Source organism: Aeromonas sp. Y311-2, from assembly GCF_027706025.1.
Lineage (GTDB): Bacteria > Pseudomonadota > Gammaproteobacteria > Enterobacterales > Aeromonadaceae > Aeromonas > Aeromonas veronii.
Genome location: NZ_JAPDCL010000002.1, coordinates 21,568 through 42,731, shown reverse-complemented (window position 1 = coordinate 42,731; position 21,164 = coordinate 21,568). Strand labels below are relative to the sequence as shown.

At 61.1% G+C, this 21,164-nt stretch carries 19 protein-coding genes; 7 read left to right on the top strand and 12 right to left on the bottom strand.

Annotated features, from left to right (window positions below):
* Positions 1 to 21 precede the first annotated feature (21 nt).
* Positions 22 to 921, top strand: coding sequence for a DMT family transporter (locus OKC42_RS02175; RefSeq protein ID WP_042057436.1), 900 nt, complete (start codon positions 22 to 24; stop codon positions 919 to 921).
* 19 nt (positions 922 to 940) lie between these two features.
* Here the strand turns inward: OKC42_RS02175 and rsuA are convergent, their stop codons facing one another.
* Positions 941 to 1,633 (bottom strand): 16S rRNA pseudouridine(516) synthase RsuA, encoded by a 693-nt coding sequence (rsuA, locus tag OKC42_RS02170; RefSeq protein WP_270819024.1) that lies wholly within the window; start codon positions 1,631 to 1,633, stop codon positions 941 to 943.
* A 168-nt stretch (positions 1,634 to 1,801) separates the two neighbouring features.
* On the opposite strand from rsuA, the gene OKC42_RS02165 reads away from it, so the two are divergent.
* Positions 1,802 to 3,001, top strand: coding sequence for an HD-GYP domain-containing protein (locus OKC42_RS02165; protein WP_270819023.1), 1,200 nt, complete (start codon positions 1,802 to 1,804; stop codon positions 2,999 to 3,001).
* Positions 3,002 to 3,019: 18 nt separating this feature from the next.
* Here the strand turns inward: OKC42_RS02165 and OKC42_RS02160 are convergent, their stop codons facing one another.
* Both OKC42_RS02160 and fsa read right to left on the bottom strand, forming a co-directional pair.
* Positions 3,020 to 3,199 carry a hypothetical protein gene (locus OKC42_RS02160; protein WP_201951526.1) on the bottom strand — a complete coding sequence of 60 codons (180 nt, stop codon included), beginning with the start codon at positions 3,197 to 3,199 and terminating at the stop codon, positions 3,020 to 3,022.
* Positions 3,200 to 3,333: 134 nt separating this feature from the next.
* Positions 3,334 to 3,987 carry a fructose-6-phosphate aldolase gene (gene fsa, locus OKC42_RS02155; RefSeq protein WP_270819022.1) on the bottom strand — a complete coding sequence of 218 codons (654 nt, stop codon included), beginning with the start codon at positions 3,985 to 3,987 and terminating at the stop codon, positions 3,334 to 3,336.
* A gap of 127 nt (positions 3,988 to 4,114) precedes the next feature.
* Here fsa and OKC42_RS02150 point away from each other — a divergent pair, with 127 nt between their 5' ends.
* The 4 genes from OKC42_RS02150 to OKC42_RS02135 all read left to right on the top strand — a co-directional run bounded on the left by OKC42_RS02150 (position 4,115) and on the right by OKC42_RS02135 (position 10,269).
* A complete protein-coding gene (locus OKC42_RS02150) occupies positions 4,115 to 5,011 on the top strand; it encodes a glycyl-radical enzyme activating protein (RefSeq protein WP_270819021.1) in 897 nt (298 codons plus the stop codon).
* A gap of 4 nt (positions 5,012 to 5,015) precedes the next feature.
* On the top strand, positions 5,016 to 7,448 hold the full coding sequence (locus OKC42_RS02145) for a formate C-acetyltransferase/glycerol dehydratase family glycyl radical enzyme (RefSeq protein ID WP_270819020.1): 2,433 nt from the start codon (positions 5,016 to 5,018) through the stop codon (positions 7,446 to 7,448).
* Positions 7,449 to 7,544: 96 nt separating this feature from the next.
* Positions 7,545 to 8,291, top strand: a complete 747-nt coding sequence (locus OKC42_RS02140; protein WP_270819019.1) for a DeoR/GlpR family DNA-binding transcription regulator — start codon at positions 7,545 to 7,547, stop codon at positions 8,289 to 8,291.
* Between the two features lie 127 nt (positions 8,292 to 8,418).
* The gene (locus tag OKC42_RS02135; protein ID WP_270819018.1) at positions 8,419 to 10,269 is read left to right on the top strand and encodes an extracellular solute-binding protein; all 1,851 of its coding nucleotides are present in this window, start codon (positions 8,419 to 8,421) and stop codon (positions 10,267 to 10,269) included.
* 94 nt (positions 10,270 to 10,363) lie between these two features.
* On the opposite strand, the gene OKC42_RS02130 is transcribed toward OKC42_RS02135, so the two are convergent.
* Positions 10,364 to 10,756: a DUF2750 domain-containing protein gene (locus tag OKC42_RS02130; protein WP_005334204.1), complete on the bottom strand. Its 393-nt coding sequence runs from the start codon at positions 10,754 to 10,756 to the stop codon at positions 10,364 to 10,366.
* A gap of 159 nt (positions 10,757 to 10,915) precedes the next feature.
* Positions 10,916 to 11,464, bottom strand: coding sequence for a hypothetical protein (locus tag OKC42_RS02125; protein WP_108540237.1), 549 nt, complete (start codon positions 11,462 to 11,464; stop codon positions 10,916 to 10,918).
* A gap of 245 nt (positions 11,465 to 11,709) precedes the next feature.
* Between OKC42_RS02125 and OKC42_RS02120 the strand changes: the two genes are divergently transcribed.
* Positions 11,710 to 11,958: a TIGR02647 family protein gene (locus OKC42_RS02120; protein WP_005334209.1), complete on the top strand. Its 249-nt coding sequence runs from the start codon at positions 11,710 to 11,712 to the stop codon at positions 11,956 to 11,958.
* Here the strand turns inward: OKC42_RS02120 and OKC42_RS02115 are convergent.
* From OKC42_RS02115 to OKC42_RS02085, 7 genes are all read right to left on the bottom strand, one after another.
* Positions 11,945 to 12,250, bottom strand: a complete 306-nt coding sequence (locus tag OKC42_RS02115) for a hypothetical protein (protein WP_270819017.1) — start codon at positions 12,248 to 12,250, stop codon at positions 11,945 to 11,947. The genes OKC42_RS02120 and OKC42_RS02115 overlap by 14 nt on opposite strands.
* Positions 12,251 to 12,340: 90 nt before the next feature.
* On the bottom strand, positions 12,341 to 12,550 hold the full coding sequence (locus OKC42_RS02110) for a cold-shock protein (protein ID WP_005302803.1): 210 nt from the start codon (positions 12,548 to 12,550) through the stop codon (positions 12,341 to 12,343).
* A 208-nt stretch (positions 12,551 to 12,758) separates the two neighbouring features.
* The gene (locus OKC42_RS02105) at positions 12,759 to 13,859 is read right to left on the bottom strand and encodes a dihydrolipoamide acetyltransferase family protein (RefSeq protein WP_101529471.1); all 1,101 of its coding nucleotides are present in this window, start codon (positions 13,857 to 13,859) and stop codon (positions 12,759 to 12,761) included.
* On the bottom strand, positions 13,856 to 14,842 hold the full coding sequence (locus tag OKC42_RS02100) for an alpha-ketoacid dehydrogenase subunit beta (RefSeq protein ID WP_041209833.1): 987 nt from the start codon (positions 14,840 to 14,842) through the stop codon (positions 13,856 to 13,858). Before OKC42_RS02100 ends, OKC42_RS02105 begins: the two co-directional genes overlap by 4 nt.
* Positions 14,835 to 15,923 (bottom strand): pyruvate dehydrogenase (acetyl-transferring) E1 component subunit alpha, encoded by a 1,089-nt coding sequence (gene pdhA / locus OKC42_RS02095; protein WP_270819016.1) that lies wholly within the window; start codon positions 15,921 to 15,923, stop codon positions 14,835 to 14,837. The genes OKC42_RS02100 and pdhA overlap by 8 nt, the downstream gene beginning before the upstream one ends.
* Positions 15,924 to 16,208: 285 nt before the next feature.
* Positions 16,209 to 17,078 (bottom strand): hypothetical protein, encoded by an 870-nt coding sequence (locus OKC42_RS02090; protein WP_270819015.1) that lies wholly within the window; start codon positions 17,076 to 17,078, stop codon positions 16,209 to 16,211.
* Positions 17,075 to 21,064 (bottom strand): amino acid adenylation domain-containing protein, encoded by a 3,990-nt coding sequence (locus OKC42_RS02085; RefSeq protein ID WP_270819014.1) that lies wholly within the window; start codon positions 21,062 to 21,064, stop codon positions 17,075 to 17,077. The genes OKC42_RS02090 and OKC42_RS02085 overlap by 4 nt, the downstream gene beginning before the upstream one ends.
* Positions 21,065 to 21,164 lie beyond the last annotated feature (100 nt).

Here is a 21,164-nt window from a genome sequence, read left to right as displayed (position 1 = left end):
TTAATTTTTTCAGGAGTTTTTATGGGTTATGAGTGGCTGGCCCTCGCGTCGGCCAGTTTATGGGCAGTTGCAGCGCTAATTTCGGTCAAACCGGCCCGTCATCTCGGCGCATTTGCCTACAGCCGCTGGCGCATGTTTCTGGTCAGCCTGATGCTCGGCACCATGAGTCTGCTCACCGGTGGCTGGCAAACCCTCACCGCAAGCGCCCTGCCCCTGCTCGCCATCTCGGGGCTGGTCGGCATCTTCGTGGGCGATACGGCGCTGTTTGCCTGCATGAACCGGTTGGGGCCAAGACGCAGTGCCCTGCTCTTCTCTTGCCATGCGCTGTTTTCCGCCCTGCTTGGGCTCTGGCTCTTTAATGAACAGCTGACAGGCTGGCGACTGCTGGGGGCCATGCTGGTCTTTGCTGGCGTGATGCTGGCGATCCTGTTTGGCAGACGCAGTAGCAGCAACGAGTGGGAGCAGATCCGTGGCAATCTGGCGCTGGGAATTGGCCTTGGCCTGACGGCGGCACTGTGTCAGAGCGTGGGAGCCATCATCGCCAAACCGGTGATGATGAGTGGTGAGGTGGATGCGGTGAGTGCATCTGGTATCCGGATGGGCAGTGCCCTGCTGGCCCACTGCGTCCTGCGGCTGGGGCGCTTGCCGCTGGCCATGCCGCTCAAACCGGTCAATCGCCAGATCCTCGCCATGATTGCCACCAACGGTTTTCTGGCGATGGGGCTAGGGATGACGCTGATCCTGATGGCGCTGCGGCAGGGCGAGGTGGGCATGGTGGCCATTCTCTCCTCTACCACGCCGGTACTGCTGCTGCCGCTGTTGTGGTGGCACTCGGGGGAGCGGCCATCCGTTGCCGCCTGGGCGGGGGCACTGATTGCCACCCTGGGCACGGCGCTGGTGCTGGGTTTCAGCACTCACTGACCCCCGGCACCATCCCTGATCAGAACAGGTCAATCTCCTCAGCGGTCAGCTCACGGTATTCACCGGGTGCCAACTCTTCATCCAGCGTCAGACCGCCCACCCGCTCGCGATGCAAGCCAACGACCTTGTTGCCGATGGAGGCAAACATCCGCTTGACCTGATGGTACTTGCCTTCGTGGATGGTCAGGCGGGCCTCGCACTCGCCGAGAATTTCCAGCTGGGCAGGACGGGTTTTATCGGTCTCGTTACGCAGGTAGACCCCTTCGGCGAACAGCTCGATTGCATCCGGGCTCACCGGATCGGCCAGCCAGACGTGATAGGTCTTGGCACACTCGTGGCGCGGCGAGGTGATGCGGTGGGACCATTGACCGTCGTCGGTCACCAGCACCAGACCCGTGGTATCGAGGTCGAGGCGACCCACTACGTGCAGCTTGCCCATCGCCGGTTCATCCATCAGGAAGAAGACTGTCGGGTGATCCGGATCCTCATTGGAGCAGACGTAACCTTCCGGCTTGTGCAGCATGAAATAGCGGTTGCGCTGCTCCAGCGTCAGCAGCACGCCGTCAAACTCGATCTGGCTCTGCTCATTGATATGAAAGGCGGGCTGCTTGACCACAATGCCATCCACCATGACCTCACCCTGACGGATCAGTTTGCCTGCCAGCGAGCGGGTCAAATCCGAACAATCGCACAGAAATTTATCAAGCCGCATTCACAACCTCGGAGTCCAACAAGTAAAGGGGCGTCATTATATCGGGCGGGGGCGACAACGCCACTGTTAAGGGGTTGCCAATTATGACGAACTGGTCATCCGATGTTACACTTCTCCGGTGTAACCCATCCGAACGATACTCATAATAATAAGAGTCAGGAAGCCCTCATGAAGTCTCAAGCATCCTATCCCGTCATTCCCATCAACCAGCTGAAACCCGGCATGTATGTCATTGCTATCGCCAGCCAGACAGGTGGGATGGAGATCGCCCAGATGGGCTTGGTGACCAGCGTGGCGCAAATTGCCAATCTGGTACGTCAGGGGGTGCTCACGGTACGCATCGATCTGGCCCGCAGCAAGTTGGGCAGTGCCGAAAGTGATGCCGTTACCTCCCCCGATCTCAATGCCAACAGCGCCCAGGTAGGGCGCCGTGCCAGTGCCAACGGCGAAGGGCGGGAGCTTAAAATCCGCCGCCTTTATCAGGAAGCGCGCGAGCTGCAAGGCAAGTTCATTCGCCACCTCAAAGCGGGTGAGCCTATCGACATCACCCCGCTGGCCGAAGTCGCCGAAGAGATGGTGGACACCATGTTCACCCACGGCGATGCCATGCTCTGTCTGGCCCGTATTCGCGCCAAGGATGCCTACCTGATGGAGCACTCCATGAACGTGGCCATTCTGCTGGCCAACTTCGGCCGCTATCTGGGGCTTGAGCGCAGCGTACTCAAGGAGCTGACCCTGGGTGGCCTGCTGCACGATGTGGGCAAGATCATGACCCCGGACGAGGTGCTCAATAAACCGGGCAAGCTGACCGATGAGGAGTTCGCCATCATGCGCCAGCATGTGGTGCACAGTTACGAGATCCTCAGCAATACCCCGGGCATCACCCCCACCATGCTGGAGGTAGCCGCCAACCACCACGAACGGCTCGATGGCACCGGCTATCCGCAGCGACTCAAGGGGGAGCAGCTCTCTCTCTATACCCGGATGAGCGGCATCGTCGATGTCTATGATGCCATCACCGCGGATCGGGTCTACAAAGCGGGTATGCAGCCGACCCAGGCCTTCCGCATTCTGCTCAAGGGGATCAATCAGCACTTTGATGCCGAACTGGTTACCAAGTTCATCAAGTGCATGGGAGTCTATCCGGTGGGCACTCTGGTACAGCTCTCAAACCAGCGCCTGGCTATCGTGATGCAGCGCAACGAGCAGCAGCCGCTCAAGCCGGTGGTCAAGGTGATCTATCACGCCACCCAGCGTCACTACCTCGAGGTACAGTGGCTGGATCTGGCCAAGTCAGGGGTGCAGGAGAGCATCGAAAACACGGTCGACCCCAAAGAGTTTGGCATCAACCTCGCCAACTTCTTCTAAATCTCTCACCTCAGATATTCATGATGGGCGCTGGCTGTCGAGCCAGTGCTGGATCAGAAACTCCTCATCTAGCGGCGAGAGATCAAAACGCAGGCTGGCCTCTTCAATGGCGGCGATATCGTGCTGATGATGCTCGCTGAGCCAACGCACCGCACGACGCAAATCTTCACCATGGGGGAGTAGCAGATGGTCGCTCATGGAATACCTCCGGTGGACTGCAAGGCGGCCAGCGAATGTAGCCACCTGTTTCCAGTCTAGTCGGTCAATCCCCATCACCCGCGCTTCTTCACCCCCCCCCCCCCTCAATCACGGCAATCCGCTTGTCACTGCAATCAGCGACCGAAGGCGCGCTGCCAATCCTGATCAAACTTCACCAGCGCCGCATCTACCGCCGGCACGTTCAGCAACTGCTCCGCCACATCGAGCGGCAAGGTGATGGACTGGCAACCGACCAGCAGGCAGTCAAGGGCCTGACGGGGAGTGCGGAATGACGCCGCCAGCACCTTGCTGTTCGGGGCGTGCAGCTCAAGCAGCTGTTGCAGCTCCTGCACGGTGGCGATGCCATCGCCCCCCTGGGCATCCAGCCGGTTGACATAAGGTGCGACATAATCCGCTCCCGCCACCGCCGCCAGCCAGCCTTGCAACGGAGTGTATACCGCAGTTCCCAGAGTCGGCACACCGTTGGCGGTCAGGCTCTTGATGGCAGCCAGCCCCTCTACGCACACCGGGATCTTGACCACCAGATCCGGGTCCAGTTCACGCAGGGCGAATGCCTCGCGCACCATCTCGGTTTCGGTTTTGGCCATCACCTGGGCAAACAGGCGCGCCTTGGGCCCCAGCACGTCGCGCAGGGCGGGCAGCAGCTCACAGAGCGGCAATCCCCCGGCGGCAGTAATGGAAGGATTGGTGGTGACACCGGCCAACGGCAGGATCCGTGACCAGCGACGCACTGCTGCCACATCAGCGGTATCGAGATACAGCTCCATCTCTAACTCCTTAACGGGATGTTCAATATGTCGCCATTCTAGCGATAAAACATCTGCAAATAGCTTGATCGAAATCAAATCAACTTTCGAATGAAAGCAAATAGAATAAAAAACAAAAGGAGGCGGTGTGATTTTCGACCTGCAACGATATTCAACTCACGATGGCCCCGGCATTCGCACCCTGGTGTTTCTCAAGGGGTGCTCGCTGGCCTGTCTGTGGTGTCAAAACCCGGAAAGCCGCTCTCCCAAGCAGGACATACTACTCGACCGGCGCCAGTGCATCGAGGGATGCCAGCTCTGCAGCCAGGCGTGTCCGGCAATCTTGCGTGACAGCGAGGGCATCCAGCTCAGCCGTTCTGCCCTCAAGGCCGATGATATGGAACGGCTGCGCGGCCTCTGTCCGAGCGAAGCGCTGCAGGTGTGCGGCCGCGATGAAACGCTGGACACCCTGATGGACACCATCTTGCGGGATCGTCCCTTCTTCGAGCGCAGCGGCGGTGGCATCACCCTCTCCGGCGGTGAGCCCTTCATGCAGCCCGACTTTGCAGCGTCCCTGCTGGCCCGCTGCAAGGCCGAAGGGCTGCACACCGCGGTCGAGAGCTGCCTCCATGTGCCATGGCACCAGATTGAGCCAAGCCTCCCCTCACTGGATCTGCTGCTGGCGGATCTCAAACACGTGGATAAAGAACGTTTCTTCCACTGGACCCGCGGCAAGGTGGAGCTGCCCATCGCGAACCTCAAACGCCTCGCCGAGCACGGCGTGCCGATGCAGATCCGGGTGCCGCTCATTCCCGGCTTCAATGCCGACCGCGCATCGATCAGCGCCATCACCGACACCGCCGCCAGCCTCGGCACGGTGCAGGAGATCCACTTCCTCCCCTACCACACCCTGGGGATGGGCAAATATGCCCTGCTGGATCTGCCCTATCAGGCGCCGGAGACACCGCTCGATGACCCCTATTTACTCAGCTTTGCCCACGCATACGCCCAACGTCAGGGGCTGACCCCTGTGACCAGAGGATAAGATCATGACCCAGCTCGACCTCAATACACTCAGCCCGCGGATCCGCGCCCACAAAGAGAGCCTGATCCACATCGTTCAGCCACCGGTCTGCACCGAGCGTGCCCGCCACTACACCGAGGCCTATCAGGCTCATCTCGCCCGGCCGCTGCCGGTGCGCCGCGCTCTTGCGCTGGCCCATCACCTCAAGGAGCGCACCATCTGGATCAAGCACGACGAACTTATCGTCGGCAATCAGGCCCGTCAGGTACGGGCGGCGCCGCTGTTTCCGGAATACACGGTGAGCTGGATCGAGAAGGAGATCGACGAGCTGGCCGACCGCCCCGGCGCCGGCTTTGCGGTCAGCGAAACCGACAAGGAGATCATCCACGCCCTCACCCCCTTCTGGCGCGGCCAGACGGTGCAGGATCGCTGCTTCGGCCTCGTTACCGACGAGCAAAAAGCGCTGCTGGAGAGCGGCATCATCAAGGCCGAGGGCAACATGACCTCGGGGGATGCCCACCTCGCGGTCAATTATGAGGAGCTGCTCACGCTGGGGCTCGATGGCTTCAAGGCCAAGGTGGCTGAGCGGCGGAGTCGGCTGGATTTGGCGGATTGGGCCGATCTGCAGCGCGAGCAGTTCCTGCACGCCATCGCCATCACTCTGGATGCGGTCAGCGATCACATCGCGCGCTACGCCGCACTTGCCCATGATATGGCAGCACAAGAATCTCGCCCCGAGCGCCGAAACGAGCTTGAGACCATCGCGCTCAACTGCGCCCACATCGCCCACCAGCCCCCCGAGACCTTCTGGCAGGCGCTGCAGCTCTGCTACTTCATCCAGCTCATTCTGCAGATCGAATCCAACGGCCACTCGGTGTCGTTTGGCCGGATGGATCAGTACCTCTACCCCTGGTATCGCCGCGAGGTGGAATTGTCGGAATCCCTGCCTCGGACACGCGCCATCGAACTGCTGCAAGGGTGCTGGCTCAAGTTGCTGGAGGTGAACAAGATCCGCTCCGGCACCCACTCCAAGGCCTCCGCCGGCAGCCCGCTCTATCAAAACGTCACCATCGGCGGCCAGAACTGGCGGGATGGCACTGCCCATGACGCAGTCAACGGCCTCTCCTACGCGATTCTGGAGTCCTGCGGCCAGCTCCGATCCACCCAACCCAACCTCTCGGTGCGCTACCATGCCGGGATGAGCGAGGATTTCCTCGACGCCTGCATTCAGGTGATCCGCTGCGGCTTTGGCATGCCCGCCTTCAACAACGACGAGGTGGTGATCCCCGAGTTCATCAAGCTCGGGGTGAGCGTGGAAGATGCCCACCACTACGCCGCCATCGGTTGCATCGAGACCGCCGTGCCCGGCAAATGGGGCTATCGCTGCACCGGCATGAGCTTTATCAACTTCGCCCGCATCCTGCTGGCCTCCCTTGATGGCGGCCGCGATGCCACAACCGGCAAGGTATTCCTGCCCCAGCCCCAGTCGCTGCGAGACGGGAGCTTTGGCAACTTTGACGAGGTGATGGCCCACTGGGATGAGCAGGTGCGCTACTTCACCCGCAAATCCATCGAGATCGACTGCGTGGTCGACAGCGTGCTGGAGGCTCAAGCCCATGACATCCTCTGCAGCACCCTGGTGGATGACTGCATCGAGCGCGGCAAAACCATCAAGGAGGGGGGCGCCGTCTATGACTGGGTCTCAGGTCTACAGGTGGGAATTGCCAACCTCGGTAACAGCCTGGCTGCCCTGAAGAAACTGGTGTTCGAGCAGGGGATTGTGGATCAGCAAGAGCTGGCCGAAGCACTCGAGCAAGATTTTTCAGGACTGGCAGGGGAGCAGCTGCGTCAGCGCCTCACCAACGCCGCCCCCAAATATGGCAACGATCTGGACGAGGTTGACCTGCTGCTGGTGCAGGCTTACCAGAGCTACATCGACGAGCTCAAGGGGTTGCACAACACCCGCTTCGGCCGCGGCCCCATCGGCGGTACCTACTATGCGGGCACCTCCTCCATCTCCGCCAACGTGCCCTTCGGTGCCGCCACCATGGCCACCCCGGATGGTCGTCACGCCCGCACGCCGCTGGCGGAAGGGGCCAGCCCCTCCTCGGGCTCGGATCGTCTCGGCCCGACGGCGGTGTTCAACTCCATCGGCAAGCTGCCCACGGCGGCTATCCTCGGCGGGGTGCTGCTCAACCAGAAGCTGAGCCCGGCCAGCCTTGAGAACGAGCGGGACAAGGCCAAGCTGATGAGCCTGCTGCGCACCTTCTTCGAGGTGCACAAGGGGTGGCACGTGCAGTACAACATCGTCTCGCGCGAAACCCTGCTGGCGGCCAAGGCCAATCCGGATCAGTACCGGGATCTGGTGGTACGGGTGGCGGGCTATTCGGCCTTCTTCACCGCCTTATCCCCGGATGCGCAAGATGATATCATCGCCCGCACCGAGCACAGTCTCTGACGGGGCGCCCCCCCCATGGCGCCTGTGACGTCATATGATTGGCAAGCCACCCTCGGGTGGCTTGCCGCTATCCACCACCTTCTATGTGAGCGCACCATGAATCCACGCCACCAACTGATCCTCACTCTGGTCCATCAGGCTCGCAAGATGAGCGTGAGTGAACTCTCCCGACATACCGGCGTATCTGAGGTGACGGTGCGCAACGACCTCACCGCGCTGGAGAAGCAGGGACTGCTCAGACGAGTACACGGCTCGGCCATGGCGCTGGAGACCGATGACCCGGATGCCCGGATGAACATCAATTACCTGCTCAAGGATCGCCTCGCCGAGCGGGCCGCCCAGCTGGTGGAAGATGGCGAGACGGTCTTTATCGAGGGGGGCAGCGCCAACGCCCTGCTGGCCCGCCATCTGGCCCTGCACAAACGGGTCACAATCATCACCATCAGCAGCTATATCGCTCATCTGCTCAAAGACACCCCGGCTCAGGTGGTGCTGCTCGGCGGGCTGTTCCAGCATCAGAGCGAGAGCGTGGTGGGGCCGCTCACGCGCCTCTGCATCGAGCAGGTGCACTTCTCCAAGACCTTTATCGGGGTGGATGGCTTTCATCCCGAGATGGGTTTCACCGGCCGCGACATGATGCGGGCCGACGTGGTCAACAGCGTGCTGGCCAAGGGGATGACCAATGTGGTGATCACCGACAGCAGCAAATTTGGCGCCATCCACCCGAGCCAGCTTGGCGCGCCGGGCCAGATCAACGTGCTGGTTACCGACGATGCCCTGCCCGCCCCCATGCGGGCAGCCATCGCGGCCAAGGGGATCACCCTGCACTGCGTTGCGGCCTAGGCCACCCGCTAATTCACGCTATTTCATTGACCTGACAGAATAAAATTTTCATGATGAGCCAGTCCCCATCGGGACTGACATCACCAGTGCGTGATCTGCAGGAAGCAGACTTCAGGAGAGCAAGGACATGCCATCGACCATCACCGCCGGGGAGCGCCGACTCTCCCCTATCATTCGCGCCACCGCCATCACCCTGACCCTGTGCTGGAGCCCGTTTGGCTGGAGTGCCACGCTGCCTGCCGACTTGAAGTGGGAGAGCAACAACCAGGATCCTCTCTATGCCGATCCGGCCGCCAAACGCGGCGGCACCTTTCGCACCTTTATGACCAGCTTCCCCCTGACCCTGCGCAAATATGGCCCCGACTCCAACGGCGGCTTTGCCGGTTACGTGCGGGAAACCAACCTGCCTCTGCTGAGCACTCACCCCGTCACCGGCAACCCCATGCCGATGCTGGCAAACGAGTGGGCCTTCGGCGCCGACAACAAGACCCTCTATTTTCGCATCAATCCCAAAGCGCGCTGGTCAGATGGCCAACCGGTCACCGCCGATGACTGGCTCTTTACCCTCAAGATGATGCGCAGCAAGGAGATAAACGACCCCTGGTACAACAACTACTACAGCACCCAGATAGCAGACATTACCAAGTTTGATGATCACACCCTGGCCATCACCAGCGGCACCGAAAAGAGCCGCCAGGATCTGCTTGAGTCACTGCCCATCAGCCCGGAGCCGAGCCACGCCATCAAGCTCACCGCCAACTGGGTCAAGGAGTACAACTGGAAGGTGTTGCCAGTCACCGGCCCCTATCAGATCGATCAGGTGAAAAAGGGTAAATCGGTCACCTTCAAGCGGATTGAAAACTGGTGGGGGGATGACGAGCGCTACTTCCAGCATCGCTTCAATCCTGCGCGGATCGAAATCAAGGTGCTCAGGGATCTGAACATCGCCTGGCAGCACTTCCTGCGCGGCGATCTCGACAGCTTCCCGCTGGTGATCCCCAACTGGTGGCACGACAAGACCAAAACCGCCGAGTTCGAGAAGGGTTATATCGCGCGCACATGGTTCTACAACCAGACCCCGCAACCGCCGATGGGGCTCTATCTCAACACCGCCGATCCGCTGCTGCGCAATCTCGATGTTCGCCTCGGCATCCAGCATGCCCTCAATTTCGACAGAATGCTCGCCACCCTGCTGCGGGGGGATTACCAACGCCTCAACAGCTATAGCTCAGGTCAGGGGGAGTTTACCAACAGCGAGATCAAGGCCCGTCCGTTCGCTCCCAAACTGGCACGGGAATACTTTGCCAAAGCCGGTTTCAACAAAGTGGGGCCGCAGGGAATTTTGCAAAACGACAAGGGGCAGTCACTTACCCTCGCTATCACCTACACCACGGCGGAGCACGCCCAGCGGCTCACGCTGTTGCGGGAAGAGGCCAAGAAGGCGGGGCTTAATCTGGAGCTCAACCTGATGGATGCATCGGCCGGTTTCAAATCGATGCTGGAGAAAAAGCACCAGAGCGCCTGGATGGCCTGGGCGGGCAGCCGCTATCCCGCCTATTGGGAGTTCTTCCACAAGGTCAACGCCAACAAGCCCCAGACCAACAACATCATGAACATCGATGACGATGCCATCACGGCTCTGGTGGAGCAGTATGACAAGGAGTTCGACTTTGCCAAAAAGGCGGCCCTGTCACGGCAGATCCAGCAGCGGCTCTATGAGCTGGCAAGCTTCGTCCCCGCCTATCAGGTGCCCTACACCCGCGAAGGCGCCTGGCGCTGGATAAAACTGCCAAAAGTACCTGCAACACCCAAGAGCGAGCAGCTCTACTGGCCTCTTGGGGGCGACAACAGCGGTTACAGCTATGGCGGTCTGCTATGGATTGATGAAGAGCTAAAATCCGAGACCAGGGCAGCCATCAAGAGTGGCAAGACTTTCCCGGCCGAGCCTATCATCGACACCACTTATCGCCAGCCCTGATTGCATCAGCCCATCGGCAAAAGTCCTTAAAACAAAAGACCCCGCCAGATAGCGGGGTCTTTGTTGGCAACCGGTGTTGCGAATAGCTCGGTGCTCAGCCGCGTTTGGCCTGCTTCTCGGCAATGGCGTCAGCCACGTCAGCCGGCTCCAGTACGATGCCTTCCTGATCCGGGGTCGGGAACACGGCAACACACAGCTCGTCCTGCTCCATACCGTCAACCCAGCGCTCCAGCCACACCTTGAGGGTGATGGACTGCGGCTTGCAATCGGCCCACTCACCTTCGGCCCACGCCTTGGCGTACTCCGGGTGCGGCCATACCGGGATGCAATCTTCATCGTCGGTGGTCAGCATCATGACGCCATGCTCGTCAGTCAGGACGAACAGCTCTTCATGCTCGACCAGCTTGCTGATGAAGTGATCGTAACGGTAATCAGCGTTCAGTTGCAGCGCGGCATTGCGCTCGGTGTCGCTCAGTTCATAGCTCATTGGCCAAGTCTCTCTCTCGATAAAGGGCGCCATGTTCACATCTTGTCGTCAGCTTGTCCAGCTTGCAGCCCCTTGGCACCGGATGGGGAGGGCAATGACGCAAATAAGGATAGAGCAGCCTCCTCGATAGCGAGACCGCCAGCCATCATATTGCCCCTTTTACAGCGCAGGGGTGATCAGCTCCACATCAGGCTGCTCGCTCAGTTTTTGCCGCAGCCAGTAGGCGGACTCCACCTCGACAAAGCAGAGCAGATCCCGGCCATTGGCCGCCATCGCCATCAGTTGCTCAAAACGCAGCTGTTGTTGCTGCTCCCAGGCGGCAGCGAGTTTGGCACCGTGGGCTTCATCCACCACTTCGCGACGCAGCTCGAACAGGTTATCGGTGATCGGGCTGTTGATCTTGGCGGCGGTGTGCCAGTACATCAGCAGGTTATCCATCATCTCGCTGTCGTAGTTGGCCAGTGCATCCAGCTCTGGCGTATCGCCGCTGTCGCTGGCGGCAAAATCACACCAGCCCGCATCGAGTGACGCCAGCTCATGAGCCCCCTTGGCATGCTTGCGTAACAGCGCAATGTCGGCCCCCTTGCGTGCAGGTAACCATACCTCGCCCTGATGGGCATCCAGCAGGGAGGTCAACGAAGCAGCGGGGTAAACCGGAAAGCGGGTACAAAGTGAATGCAGCAGGGATACCAGAGTGATCTTGACCATGAGCGATACCTTGAACAGGGCGAACAGCCACCAATAGACCGTCCGATATAAAGAAGTGCCCTATCCTACCACGTTTGGTCCGGCTCGGCCCTTGGCGAAGCTGTCAGCCAACCATCTGATTACGCCGAAAAAAACAGCATTTGAAACGCAGCATCCAGTCAAAGGTCAATAATTTGAGCCAGCGCCCACTAAAGTGGATCTGGGGATGCTAGTTTGCATACATCTTTAGCGTAAGGAGTAAATCCATGATTGGGATCGACCAGGTTTCTAACGAATTCGTGAACGATTTGAAAATACTGGCATGCTTTGATCCGGCCAACATGAGCCTGGGGATTAAATTACGCAGCGATATGTCTGAAGAGTTGTGCCAGGCGGCAGCCCGTCTGCATCAACAGGGGCTCATCAGCGCAGAAGATGGCGGCTATCTCACCCCGTTTGGCATGACCATGGTTGAACACCTGCAACATCTGCTAGTCGCACTCAAACCGCTTTGACCGGCTGTGGTGCCCAGAGTGAAAAGTTGAGTAGCTCCCAGCGCTCCCCTTGGTGAAGATGACAGGCAAACAGCAAAGGACCTTCGGGTCCTTTTACTTTGCCATCCACCAGCCACTCCCCCTCCCTTTCAGGTACCAGTCGCGCATTTACCTCATCGGGTTGCAGCGCAGCGCCCATCCGGACCTGGACAAATTGCTGGCAGATCACCTGCGCTTCCATCGCGGATTGAACCGGTACCGGCGCATCGGACGACGGAGTCAAGGTGGCAGCAAGCAGGAGCGATAGCAGCATGATTCAGCACATGGGAGTCAGTAGCAGAAGCCATATAAACAAAAAGCCGTGGCACCAGAGGTACCACGGCTTTCTTAAATTCTGTAAGAATTACAGAGCGGTTACGTTCTCAGCCTGCGGGCCTTTCTGACCTTGGGTCACAGAGAACTGTACGCGCTGACCTTCAGCCAGGGTACGGAAACCGTTACCTTGAATGGCGCTGAAGTGAACGAAAACGTCCGGGCCGTTTTCTTGCTGGATGAAGCCAAAACCTTTGGTTTCGTTGAAAAACTTAACGGTACCGGTGATCATGTTAGACATATCTTTTAAACCTGTATTCAAAATAATTACTTATGCTTTTCAGCGGGTAAAGCTCAAAAAACGGGATTAACTTATGAACAACAGGACAAGATGTGAAACATCGTATTCATTGACATAACTATCGCCCTTTCAAGCTGGTTTGGATTATACGTGGCTTTGTAGATTACGCAAACAAATTTGTGCCCTGCCAACGGCAGGGCACAAACCGTTATAAGGTGGCCGCTTCCAACGCTTCGACCAGCGCTCTGAGAAAACGAGCCGCCTCGCCGCCGGTGCAGGCTCTGTGGTCAAATGTCATCGACAGCGGCAATGCCCTGACGGGACGCGCTTCACCGTGGATGAACACCACTTTTTCGAACAGTTTGCCTGCCCCTATGATGGCCACCTGCGGCGGCGTGACGATGGGGCTGGCATAACGGCCTGCGATGGCACCGAAGTTGGTGAGCGTAATGGTCGCCCCCTGCAACATCTCGCGCGGCACGGCGCGCGCCTTCACATCGGCGATCATCCGATCCAGCCCCTGCCGGATATCTGCCCCCTCCCGCTCGGCCACGTTCTCCATCACCGGCACATAAAGGCCATGCTTTGAATCCACCGCGATGGCTACATTGACCTCTTTGAACAGCCGCCGTGACAGGGTTTCACCATCAAACCAGGCGTTCATCGAGGGCTCGGCGCGGCACGCCACGCCAATGGCCTTGATAAGGCGCACCGTCACATCCTCATCAGGCCGCCAGTGACGCAAATCCACCTCATCGGTGATGCTGACTGGCACCACAGTCTGATGAGAGAGCTCCATCGCCTTGGCCATGGCCCTGCGCGACCCTTTGAGGAATTCGTTGCCACTGCTCTGCTGGGCCTCGAATGCCTGCTGCACATCCAGCTCGGTCACCATGCCGCCGCTGCCACTTCCCTTGATCCGGTCGATATCCAGACCCAGTTTTTGTGCCAGCAGGCGCACGGCAGGCATGGCTTGCACCAGCGATCCCCCCGGGGCAATGGCCCCTACCACGAAGTGATCCTCGATATGCTGCTGATGGGCGCTCACCTTTCCCACCACGGTGCCATCATCCTCCCCCCCCTCGAACTCCACCAGCGGCGCACCGATATGGAGGATATCCCCCTCGGCGCCGCAGAGACGGGCGATCACCCCAGCCACTGGTGAGGGCACATCCACCAGCGCCTTGGCCGTTTCCACCGACAAGAGCACCTGATCGACAGCAACGGTATCACCGGCACTCACCTTCCACTCGACGATCTCGGCTTCGGCCAACCCTTCACCCAGATCCGGTAATTTGAAAAATTTCATAGCCACTGGTTCTCCATCAGCTGGTGAGCGGCATCGGCGATATCCTGCTCGGTGATGAGGTAATACGCCTCGTTGCGATAGTAGGGAACGGCGGCATCCACGCCGGTCAGCCGCTTGGGCGGCGCCTTGAGGCAGGGAAGTGCCTGCTCGGTCACCCGTGCCACAATTTCGGCCCCGACCCCGAAGCTGCCACACGCCTCGTGTACCACCAGCAAGCGGCCGGTCTTGCGTACCGAGGTGAGGATGGTCTCCATATCCAGCGGCTTGATGGTGGCCAGATCCAGCACCTCGCACTGGATATCCTGCTCGGCCAGCAGGTTCGCCGCCCGCATCACCTCCTGAATGCAGGCCCCCCAGGCCACTACCGTGATATCCCGGCCCGGGCGCAGGGTGAAGCAGACATCCAGCGGCAGGCCGACACCATCATCCACCACCTCGGATTTCATCGAGCGATAGATGCGGTCCGGTTCGAAAAACATTACGGGATCCGGATCGCGGATGGCCGAGAGCAGCAGGCCATAGGCGCGTCTCGGGCTGGAGGGGATCACCACCCGTAACCCCGGAATATGGGCAAACAGCGCCTCGACGCTCTCGCTGTGATGTTCAGGCGAATGAATGCCCGCGCCATACGGGGAGCGATAGACGAGGGGACAGGAGAGGCGGCCACGGGTGCGGTTTCGCATCCGCGCCGCCTGACAGATGATCTGCTCCATCCCGGGGAAGATGAAACCCTGAAACTGGAACTCAGCCACCGGCTTGAGCCCCTGAGTGGCCATGCCGACCGCTACCCCGGCGATCAATCCCTCGGCCAGCGGCGTGTCGATCACTCGCTTGAAACCGAACTTGTCGCGCAGGCCAACCGTGGCGCGAAACACCCCGCCGTTGACCCCCACATCCTCGCCCAGTACCACCACATCCGGGTCGTGCTCCATCTCGTAGTGAAGGGCCATGTTGACCGCTTCCAGCAAACTGATCTCACTCATGGCCAACCTCCTGCTTCATCCCCTTGGCAATCACTCGCTCGCGCTGGGGCAAAAGTTCGGCGGGCAGGCTGGCATAGTGATAATCGAGCATCGCCTCCGGTGGCTGGGGCGCCATCGCCTCATAACGGGCGACCGCCTGTTCGACCTCTCGGGTAGCCTCCGCCAGAAGGCTCTGCTCCTGCTCTTCATCCCACCAGCCTTGGCTGTGCATAAACTGGCGCAGCCGCTTGACCGGCTCTTTCGCCCAGGCGGCCTCGACCTCGGCCCCGTCGCGATAGCGAGTGGCATCGTCGGCCGTGGTATGATCGCCGAGACGATAACTGACCGCCTCGATCAGGGTCGGCCCCTTGCCGCTGCGGACCCGTTCGACGGCACTGCGGGCAGCATCGTAGACCGCCACCACATCGTTGCCATCCACCTGCAGACTGCGCACCCCGGCGCCAATCCCCTTCTGGGCCAGCGTAGGAGCGCTCGATTGCAGCTTGCGTGGCACCGAGATGGCCCACTGGTTGTTGTTGACGATGATGACCATCGGCAGGTGCCAGACACCGGCGCAATTGAGCCCCTCCAGAAAATCCCCCTTGGAGGTGCCGCCGTCGCCGATGGTGACTACGGCGACGCGCGGTTGATTACGCAGTTTGAAGGCCGAGGCAATACCGCAGGCATGGGTGATCTGGGTGGCGATGGGGACGCAGATGGGGAGATCTTCAGAGGGAGTCCCATCTGGTTTGAGAAAATAACTGCCCCGCTCGTCACCGCCCCAATATTGCAGGTTTTTCTCCATCGGTACGCCCCGCACATAGAGGGTGGGCATGTCCCGATAGTAGGGGACGTAGACATCCTGCGGCTGCATGGCCAGACCAATGCCAATCCCCACGGCTTCTGCGCCGAGATGGGAGGGAAAAGTACCGAGTTTGCCGGTTCGTTGCAGCGCAATCGCTTTTTTGTCATAGCTGCGCACCATCACCATATTGCGGTAGAAAGTGTGCAGTATCGCCTTGTCCAGCCAGGTCGGTAAGGTGGCGACCGGGCACCCTTCCGCATCGAGGTAACGAAGGAAAGGGATGTCGACATGGGTCATAACTGGCTCCTTGCCGTTGTGAGCGTCACCGATGCTGGTGACACCTAGATGTAAATACCTTGTTAAATAAAAAGCAAAGGGATTTACTCAGGTAAGACCAGTAGAAACTTCTTTAAAGTAGCGAAGGAGCTGAATTTTCGGCGATGAGTGGCAAGGTATGCCGTAAATGGTGCAACTTTGCAGCGCTGAATGCAGGATGCAAAATGTGAAAAAGGGGAGCCTTGCTCCCCCATTGAGTTGTTTCAGTTAGCTGTTACTTCTGTCAGGGGTGACTCCAACCAGCAGTTACGCCAGCCAGTGTTGCAGCTGGCGGGCCATGCCAACTGGCAGCAAGTGAGCGCGACTCAACAAGCGGCTGCGCCAGGGCTCGGCCAGCAAGGTGGGGCAAATTCGCATCTCCCGTCCCCGGTCAGCCACGCGCACCAACCGATCGATGAGGGTCTCCAGCGGCGGATGCGCTGGCCAGTGAGGATAGAGGTCGGCAGTCGCGGTCCCCGCCAGATCGCACACCCGCTCCTCTTCCTCATCTCCCTTCTCATCAACCATTGGCCAGGGGTGAAGCACCTGCAGCCAGCCCGGCCGTGCAGCCTCCAGCAACTGACCCAGCGTCGGCTGCGCAAAATGGGGATCCCCTGCGGCTTTGAGCAGATGACGCGCCCCCGCCAGCACCACCACGCCGTGGGCGGGAAGTGCAAGAAGATCGTCAGCCAGCGCCTGATCCCGCCCCCTGTTGTGCTGCTGCCAGCGCTCCGGACTCATCTCCTCCCACTCGAATGAGGGCTCGCAGAGATGCACCCGCAGCCGCATATGTTCAGGGCGCGCCAGATTGCTCTGGCGCAGGGCGGCAAAGAAGGCCGGAAACTCGGGGGCCATCCAGGCGGGAAAGGCGCAGGAGTCGAGCCAGACCGGATAGAGCCGTGCCAGCGTCAGCGGCTCACCCTGCCAGCTATCCTCCCCCGCCAACCAGGCATCGAGCAAGCCTTGATGGCGGCGGTTGCCGCACTCCAGCACCAGATCGGTCATGACTCCCCAAAGCGCCGGATCACACAGCCAGGCGTGCTGGCGCCGGATAAAATCCGGTTGCCAGTGCGGCTCCCCCAGCCCTACCAGCTTGCCCGCCTGCAAGGCTTCCCGGATGGCGGCAACCGGGGTCATGCGTCCCCCTCCTGCCGGATGTGCGGTTGCTGCCCGACCCCATCGACCCGCTCACAAATAAGGGCGCCGATCTTTGCCAGCCAGTCGGAATGAACCATCTCCTGATGCAGGCAGGGGAAACGCTCATAGCGGATTTCCCCTTTTGTCAGCGGCTCCCAACCACGTCCATCCAGCCAGGGCTGGCGGGAGGCTGACGCTTCGATAAAGATCACCTCCCCGTGGTAGCAGTAGTCGACCGGCTCACGGATCAGCCGGTTGTTGTGGCCCACCAGCTCAATCATGGCGCTCACCACCTGCTCGTCGAGCATGGCCAGCGCACTCCCCTCTGCCCCCAGTCGGGCCACCACGTCGTCGCGAGTGAGGGAGTCCAGCGCATCGTCCGCAACCGCAATGCCTCCCATCCGCAGCAGCGCATCGAGCATCCGCTGCTCGTCGGGCAACGGCTGGGTTTGCCACTGCTGACAGGGGTAGGCATCGAGCAGCAGCACCATGGCCACCTCTTGTCCCTGCTCTTGCAGCATGGCGGCCATCCGGTGCACCAGCATGCCCCCGAGTGACCAGCCGAGCAGCCAGTAGGGCCCCTCGATCTGCTGACAACGCAGCTCGGTCACATAGTCGAGGGCCAGCTCGTCGAAGCTGGCAGGCAGAGGTGCATCCGGCTGGCAGAGCGCTCGCGCCTGCAGGGCATAGACCGCCATGTCGGTCGGTAGATGGGGCACCAGCGGCGCATAACACCAGCCGAGCCCGCCAGCGGGGTGGACACAAAAGAGAGTGCGGCCTGATGCGCCCGACTGCGCACCGGGCGCACGCAAGGGCAACAGCATGGGCATGGCCTCCCGCTCGCCGCCAAGACGGCGCGCCAGCTGGGCGGGGCTCGGCGCTTCGAACAGACTGGCCAAAGTAAGCGCCTGTCCGGTCGACTCTTCAATGCGCACCACCAGCTGCGCCGCCAGCAGGGAGTGGCCGCCGAGGGCAAAGAAGTTATCGTCGGCGCCGACCCGCGCCAGCCCCAGTATCTCGGCGAAGAGGCGACAGAGCCGCTCCTCCAGCAAGGTTTTCGGCAGTGACTGACCCACCGCCGACGCCATATCGGGCAGCGGCAACCCCTTGCGATCCAGCTTGCCATTGGGGGTGAGGGGCAGCTCAGCCAGGTTTACCAGGAGCCCCGGCACCATGTAATCGGGCAGCGCGGCGCCAAGGGCGGGTGCCAACTCGGCCAGCGTCAACTCTCTGCTATCTGCGGCCACTACGTAGGCCACCAGACGGCGATCGCCGGGGGCAAATTCGGGGGCCAGCACCACCGCTTGCTCCACTCGGGAATGGCGCAGCAGCACCTGCTCGATCTCCTCCAGTTCGATGCGCTGGCCGCGGATCTTCACCTGAAAATCGAGGCGCCCCAGATACTCGATGGCGCCATCCTCGCGCCAGGCGGCCAGATCGCCACTGCGATAGAGCCGTCCCGCCCCGAAGGGGTTGGCAATAAAGCGCTCGGCGGTGAGCTCGGGCTGGCCAAAGTAGCCCTCCGCCACCTGCACGCCGCCGATCCAGAGCTCGCCCGCCACACCGGGCGGCACCGGCTGCAACCAGGGGTCGAGAATGTGGATGCTGGTATTCCAGACCGGATAACCGATGGGCACGCTGGTCACCGCCTCGTCTGCCCGGCAGGGATACCAGGTGACATCCACCGCCGCCTCGGTCGGGCCATAGAGGTTGTGCAGGGGGGCTGAAAATGTTCCATACCAGCGTTGCACCAGATCGGCGGGCAGCGCCTCGCCGGAGCAGAAGACCTGCCGCAGTGACCTGCAACATGCAGGCTCGGCTTGTGCGACGAAGATCTGCAGCATGGAGGGGACAAAGTGCAAGGTGGTGATCCCGGCCTGTTCAATCAGCTCGGCAAGGTAGGCGGGATCCTTGTGGCCGCCCGGTTTGGCGAGCACCAGCCGCGCCCCGGTCATAAAGGGCCAGAAAAACTCCCAGATGGAGACATCGAAACCGGCCGGGGTCTTTTGCAGCACCCGATCCGCCGGGCCGATGGGATACATGTGCTGCATCCAGAGCAGCCGGTTAACGATGGCGCCATGGCTCACCACTACCCCTTTGGGCCGACCGGTCGAGCCGGAGGTGTAGATGATGTAGGCCGCATCTTCCGGTTTGGGGGCTGGCAGCTCACAAGGTGCTGTCGTTGCCAACTCTACCGCCGCCAGCTGCTCTGCCACACCGGGGGCATCGAGGCAGACAAGTGGCGCTGCCACGTCGAGCGGCATCTGAAGCGTATGGCTGGTCAACACCAGCGCAGGATCGCTGCTGGCGAGAATGTAGCCGATCCGCTCCTCCGGATAGTCAGGGTCAACGGGCACGTAGACGGCACCCACCGCCATGATGGCCTGCTGGGCGAGGATAAGCTCGGGAGAGCGCGGGATCACCACCGCCACCCGACAACCGGGACCCACGCCCCTTCCCGCCAGATAGCTGGTCAGCTGGCGGGTACGCTGACGCAGCTCGGCCACACTCCAGCGCTCGGCGCCACACTCCAGCGCGATGGCGCTCTGATCTGCCGCCGCCAGCCCCTCGGCCAGCAGTGAGCTCAGAGTGGTGGTCGGCAACGGATGGTCGGTTTGGTTCCAGCGCGCCAGCTCAGCCTGCTCGCAAGGCAGCAGCAGCGGCAAACGCACCGCTTCGGCCTCGTCACCCGCCTCACTCCAGGCGGCCAGATAGGCGACCAGCCGGGCCAGATGACGTTCACTCTCCTGTTGGCTGAAGCGCCCCTGATGTGCTTCGAGGGTCAGGGTGATGGCACCAGCCTCCTCGGCAAAGTAGAAGGCGCACTCCTCCACCGGCCCCGCTGCCAGCACCTGCACCTCGCCACGAACCAGGTTGTGTCCTTCACCAAGGCTGAGGGTGCGGGCAAAGGGCATCAGGTTGACCTGAGGGCCAAACAGCGGCTGGCCCGGCTGACGCTGCTGCAACCACTCCTGACGGCAGCCCTGATGACGGCGCAGGGCGGCAAATTGCCGCTCGACCTGTGCCAGCCACTCCTCTACCCGGCAGGTGCCGCTCAGCTCGATGCGCAGGGGCACCACATTGACCTTCATGCAGGGGGTATCGGCCGCCGCTGAGCCCAGCCGCCCCATCAGCGGAATACCCAGCACTACCTCGCCAGCACCGCTCATCCGCTGCACATAGCTGGCCACTGCTGCCAGCAGCAGGCTGTAGGGGTGACAGGCCGAACGACTCGCCCGTGCCACCAGTGCCTGCCACTGGCGGCCAGAAAGGCGCTGTTCAAGACGATAGGTGGGGCCCGGCCCTTGCGCCGGACGGCGGGAGAGCGACGCCGGATTCTCCACCCCGGCCAGCTGCTGCACGAAGAAATCGCGATCCCGCGCGGCGCGTGGCGAATCCTGATAGGCCGCCTCTTCAGCCAGCAACTCCTGCTGGGATGCATAACGGCAGGGTACAGGCTGCTCGCCGGCACAGAGCGCCTCATACCAATTTGCCACACGCTGGCAGAGCAGGCTCAGGCCAAAGCCGTCGATGGCGATATGGTGCACGGCAATAAACCAGGCCCACCGCCCTTCACCAAGGCGATAGAGGGTGGTGGCAAACAGCGGCCCCCCGGCCAGATTGAAGGGGACGGTCAGCTGCGCACGCATCTCGGCCTGCGCGGCTGCGAGCGGGTCGGCTTCACTGCGCAGATCCCGCTCTGCCAGCTGCCAGCAGGCGGGGTTGGCCACCATCTGCGGGCCATCAGCAGTGGCCACAAAGGCGCAGTGCAGACCGGGGATCTCGTCGATGGTCTGGCGCACCGCGCGGGTGAAGTGATGGGGAGCCAGCGTCCCCTCCAGCAACCAGTACTCGCCGGTATTGCAGGCGGGGCTCTGCGGGTATTTTTGCTGGGCAAACCAGATGCCCGCCTGAGCCGTGGTAAGCGGCCAGCGCGGCAGCTCACCACGCTGGTGAGTGGCGCGCATCGCCATTGTCTGTTCCATGGGAATGTCCTTGCGCAAACATCGAGCGGGCAGCGACTTGCCCCTGCCCGCATGGCTGAAAAGCGAGGAGGCCAGGCCTCCTCCATAAAGTAGAGTGTCA

Coding starts and splice junctions, on each gene's coding strand:
- OKC42_RS02175 (WP_042057436.1), top strand. CDS start 22: ATGGGTTATGAGTGGCTGGCCCTCGCGTCGGCCAGTTTATGGGCAGTT.
- rsuA (WP_270819024.1), bottom strand. CDS start 1,633: ATGCGGCTTGATAAATTTCTGTGCGATTGTTCGGATTTGACCCGCTCG.
- OKC42_RS02165 (WP_270819023.1), top strand. CDS start 1,802: ATGAAGTCTCAAGCATCCTATCCCGTCATTCCCATCAACCAGCTGAAA.
- OKC42_RS02160 (WP_201951526.1), bottom strand. CDS start 3,199: ATGAGCGACCATCTGCTACTCCCCCATGGTGAAGATTTGCGTCGTGCG.
- fsa (WP_270819022.1), bottom strand. CDS start 3,987: ATGGAGCTGTATCTCGATACCGCTGATGTGGCAGCAGTGCGTCGCTGG.
- OKC42_RS02145 (WP_270819020.1), top strand. CDS start 5,016: ATGACCCAGCTCGACCTCAATACACTCAGCCCGCGGATCCGCGCCCAC.
- OKC42_RS02140 (WP_270819019.1), top strand. CDS start 7,545: ATGAATCCACGCCACCAACTGATCCTCACTCTGGTCCATCAGGCTCGC.
- OKC42_RS02135 (WP_270819018.1), top strand. CDS start 8,419: ATGCCATCGACCATCACCGCCGGGGAGCGCCGACTCTCCCCTATCATT.
- OKC42_RS02130 (WP_005334204.1), bottom strand. CDS start 10,756: ATGAGCTATGAACTGAGCGACACCGAGCGCAATGCCGCGCTGCAACTG.
- OKC42_RS02125 (WP_108540237.1), bottom strand. CDS start 11,464: ATGGTCAAGATCACTCTGGTATCCCTGCTGCATTCACTTTGTACCCGC.
- OKC42_RS02120 (WP_005334209.1), top strand. CDS start 11,710: ATGATTGGGATCGACCAGGTTTCTAACGAATTCGTGAACGATTTGAAA.
- OKC42_RS02115 (WP_270819017.1), bottom strand. CDS start 12,250: ATGCTGCTATCGCTCCTGCTTGCTGCCACCTTGACTCCGTCGTCCGAT.
- OKC42_RS02110 (WP_005302803.1), bottom strand. CDS start 12,550: ATGTCTAACATGATCACCGGTACCGTTAAGTTTTTCAACGAAACCAAA.
- OKC42_RS02105 (WP_101529471.1), bottom strand. CDS start 13,859: ATGAAATTTTTCAAATTACCGGATCTGGGTGAAGGGTTGGCCGAAGCC.
- OKC42_RS02100 (WP_041209833.1), bottom strand. CDS start 14,842: ATGAGTGAGATCAGTTTGCTGGAAGCGGTCAACATGGCCCTTCACTAC.
- pdhA (WP_270819016.1), bottom strand. CDS start 15,923: ATGACCCATGTCGACATCCCTTTCCTTCGTTACCTCGATGCGGAAGGG.
- OKC42_RS02090 (WP_270819015.1), bottom strand. CDS start 17,078: ATGACCCCGGTTGCCGCCATCCGGGAAGCCTTGCAGGCGGGCAAGCTG.
- OKC42_RS02085 (WP_270819014.1), bottom strand. CDS start 21,064: ATGGAACAGACAATGGCGATGCGCGCCACTCACCAGCGTGGTGAGCTG.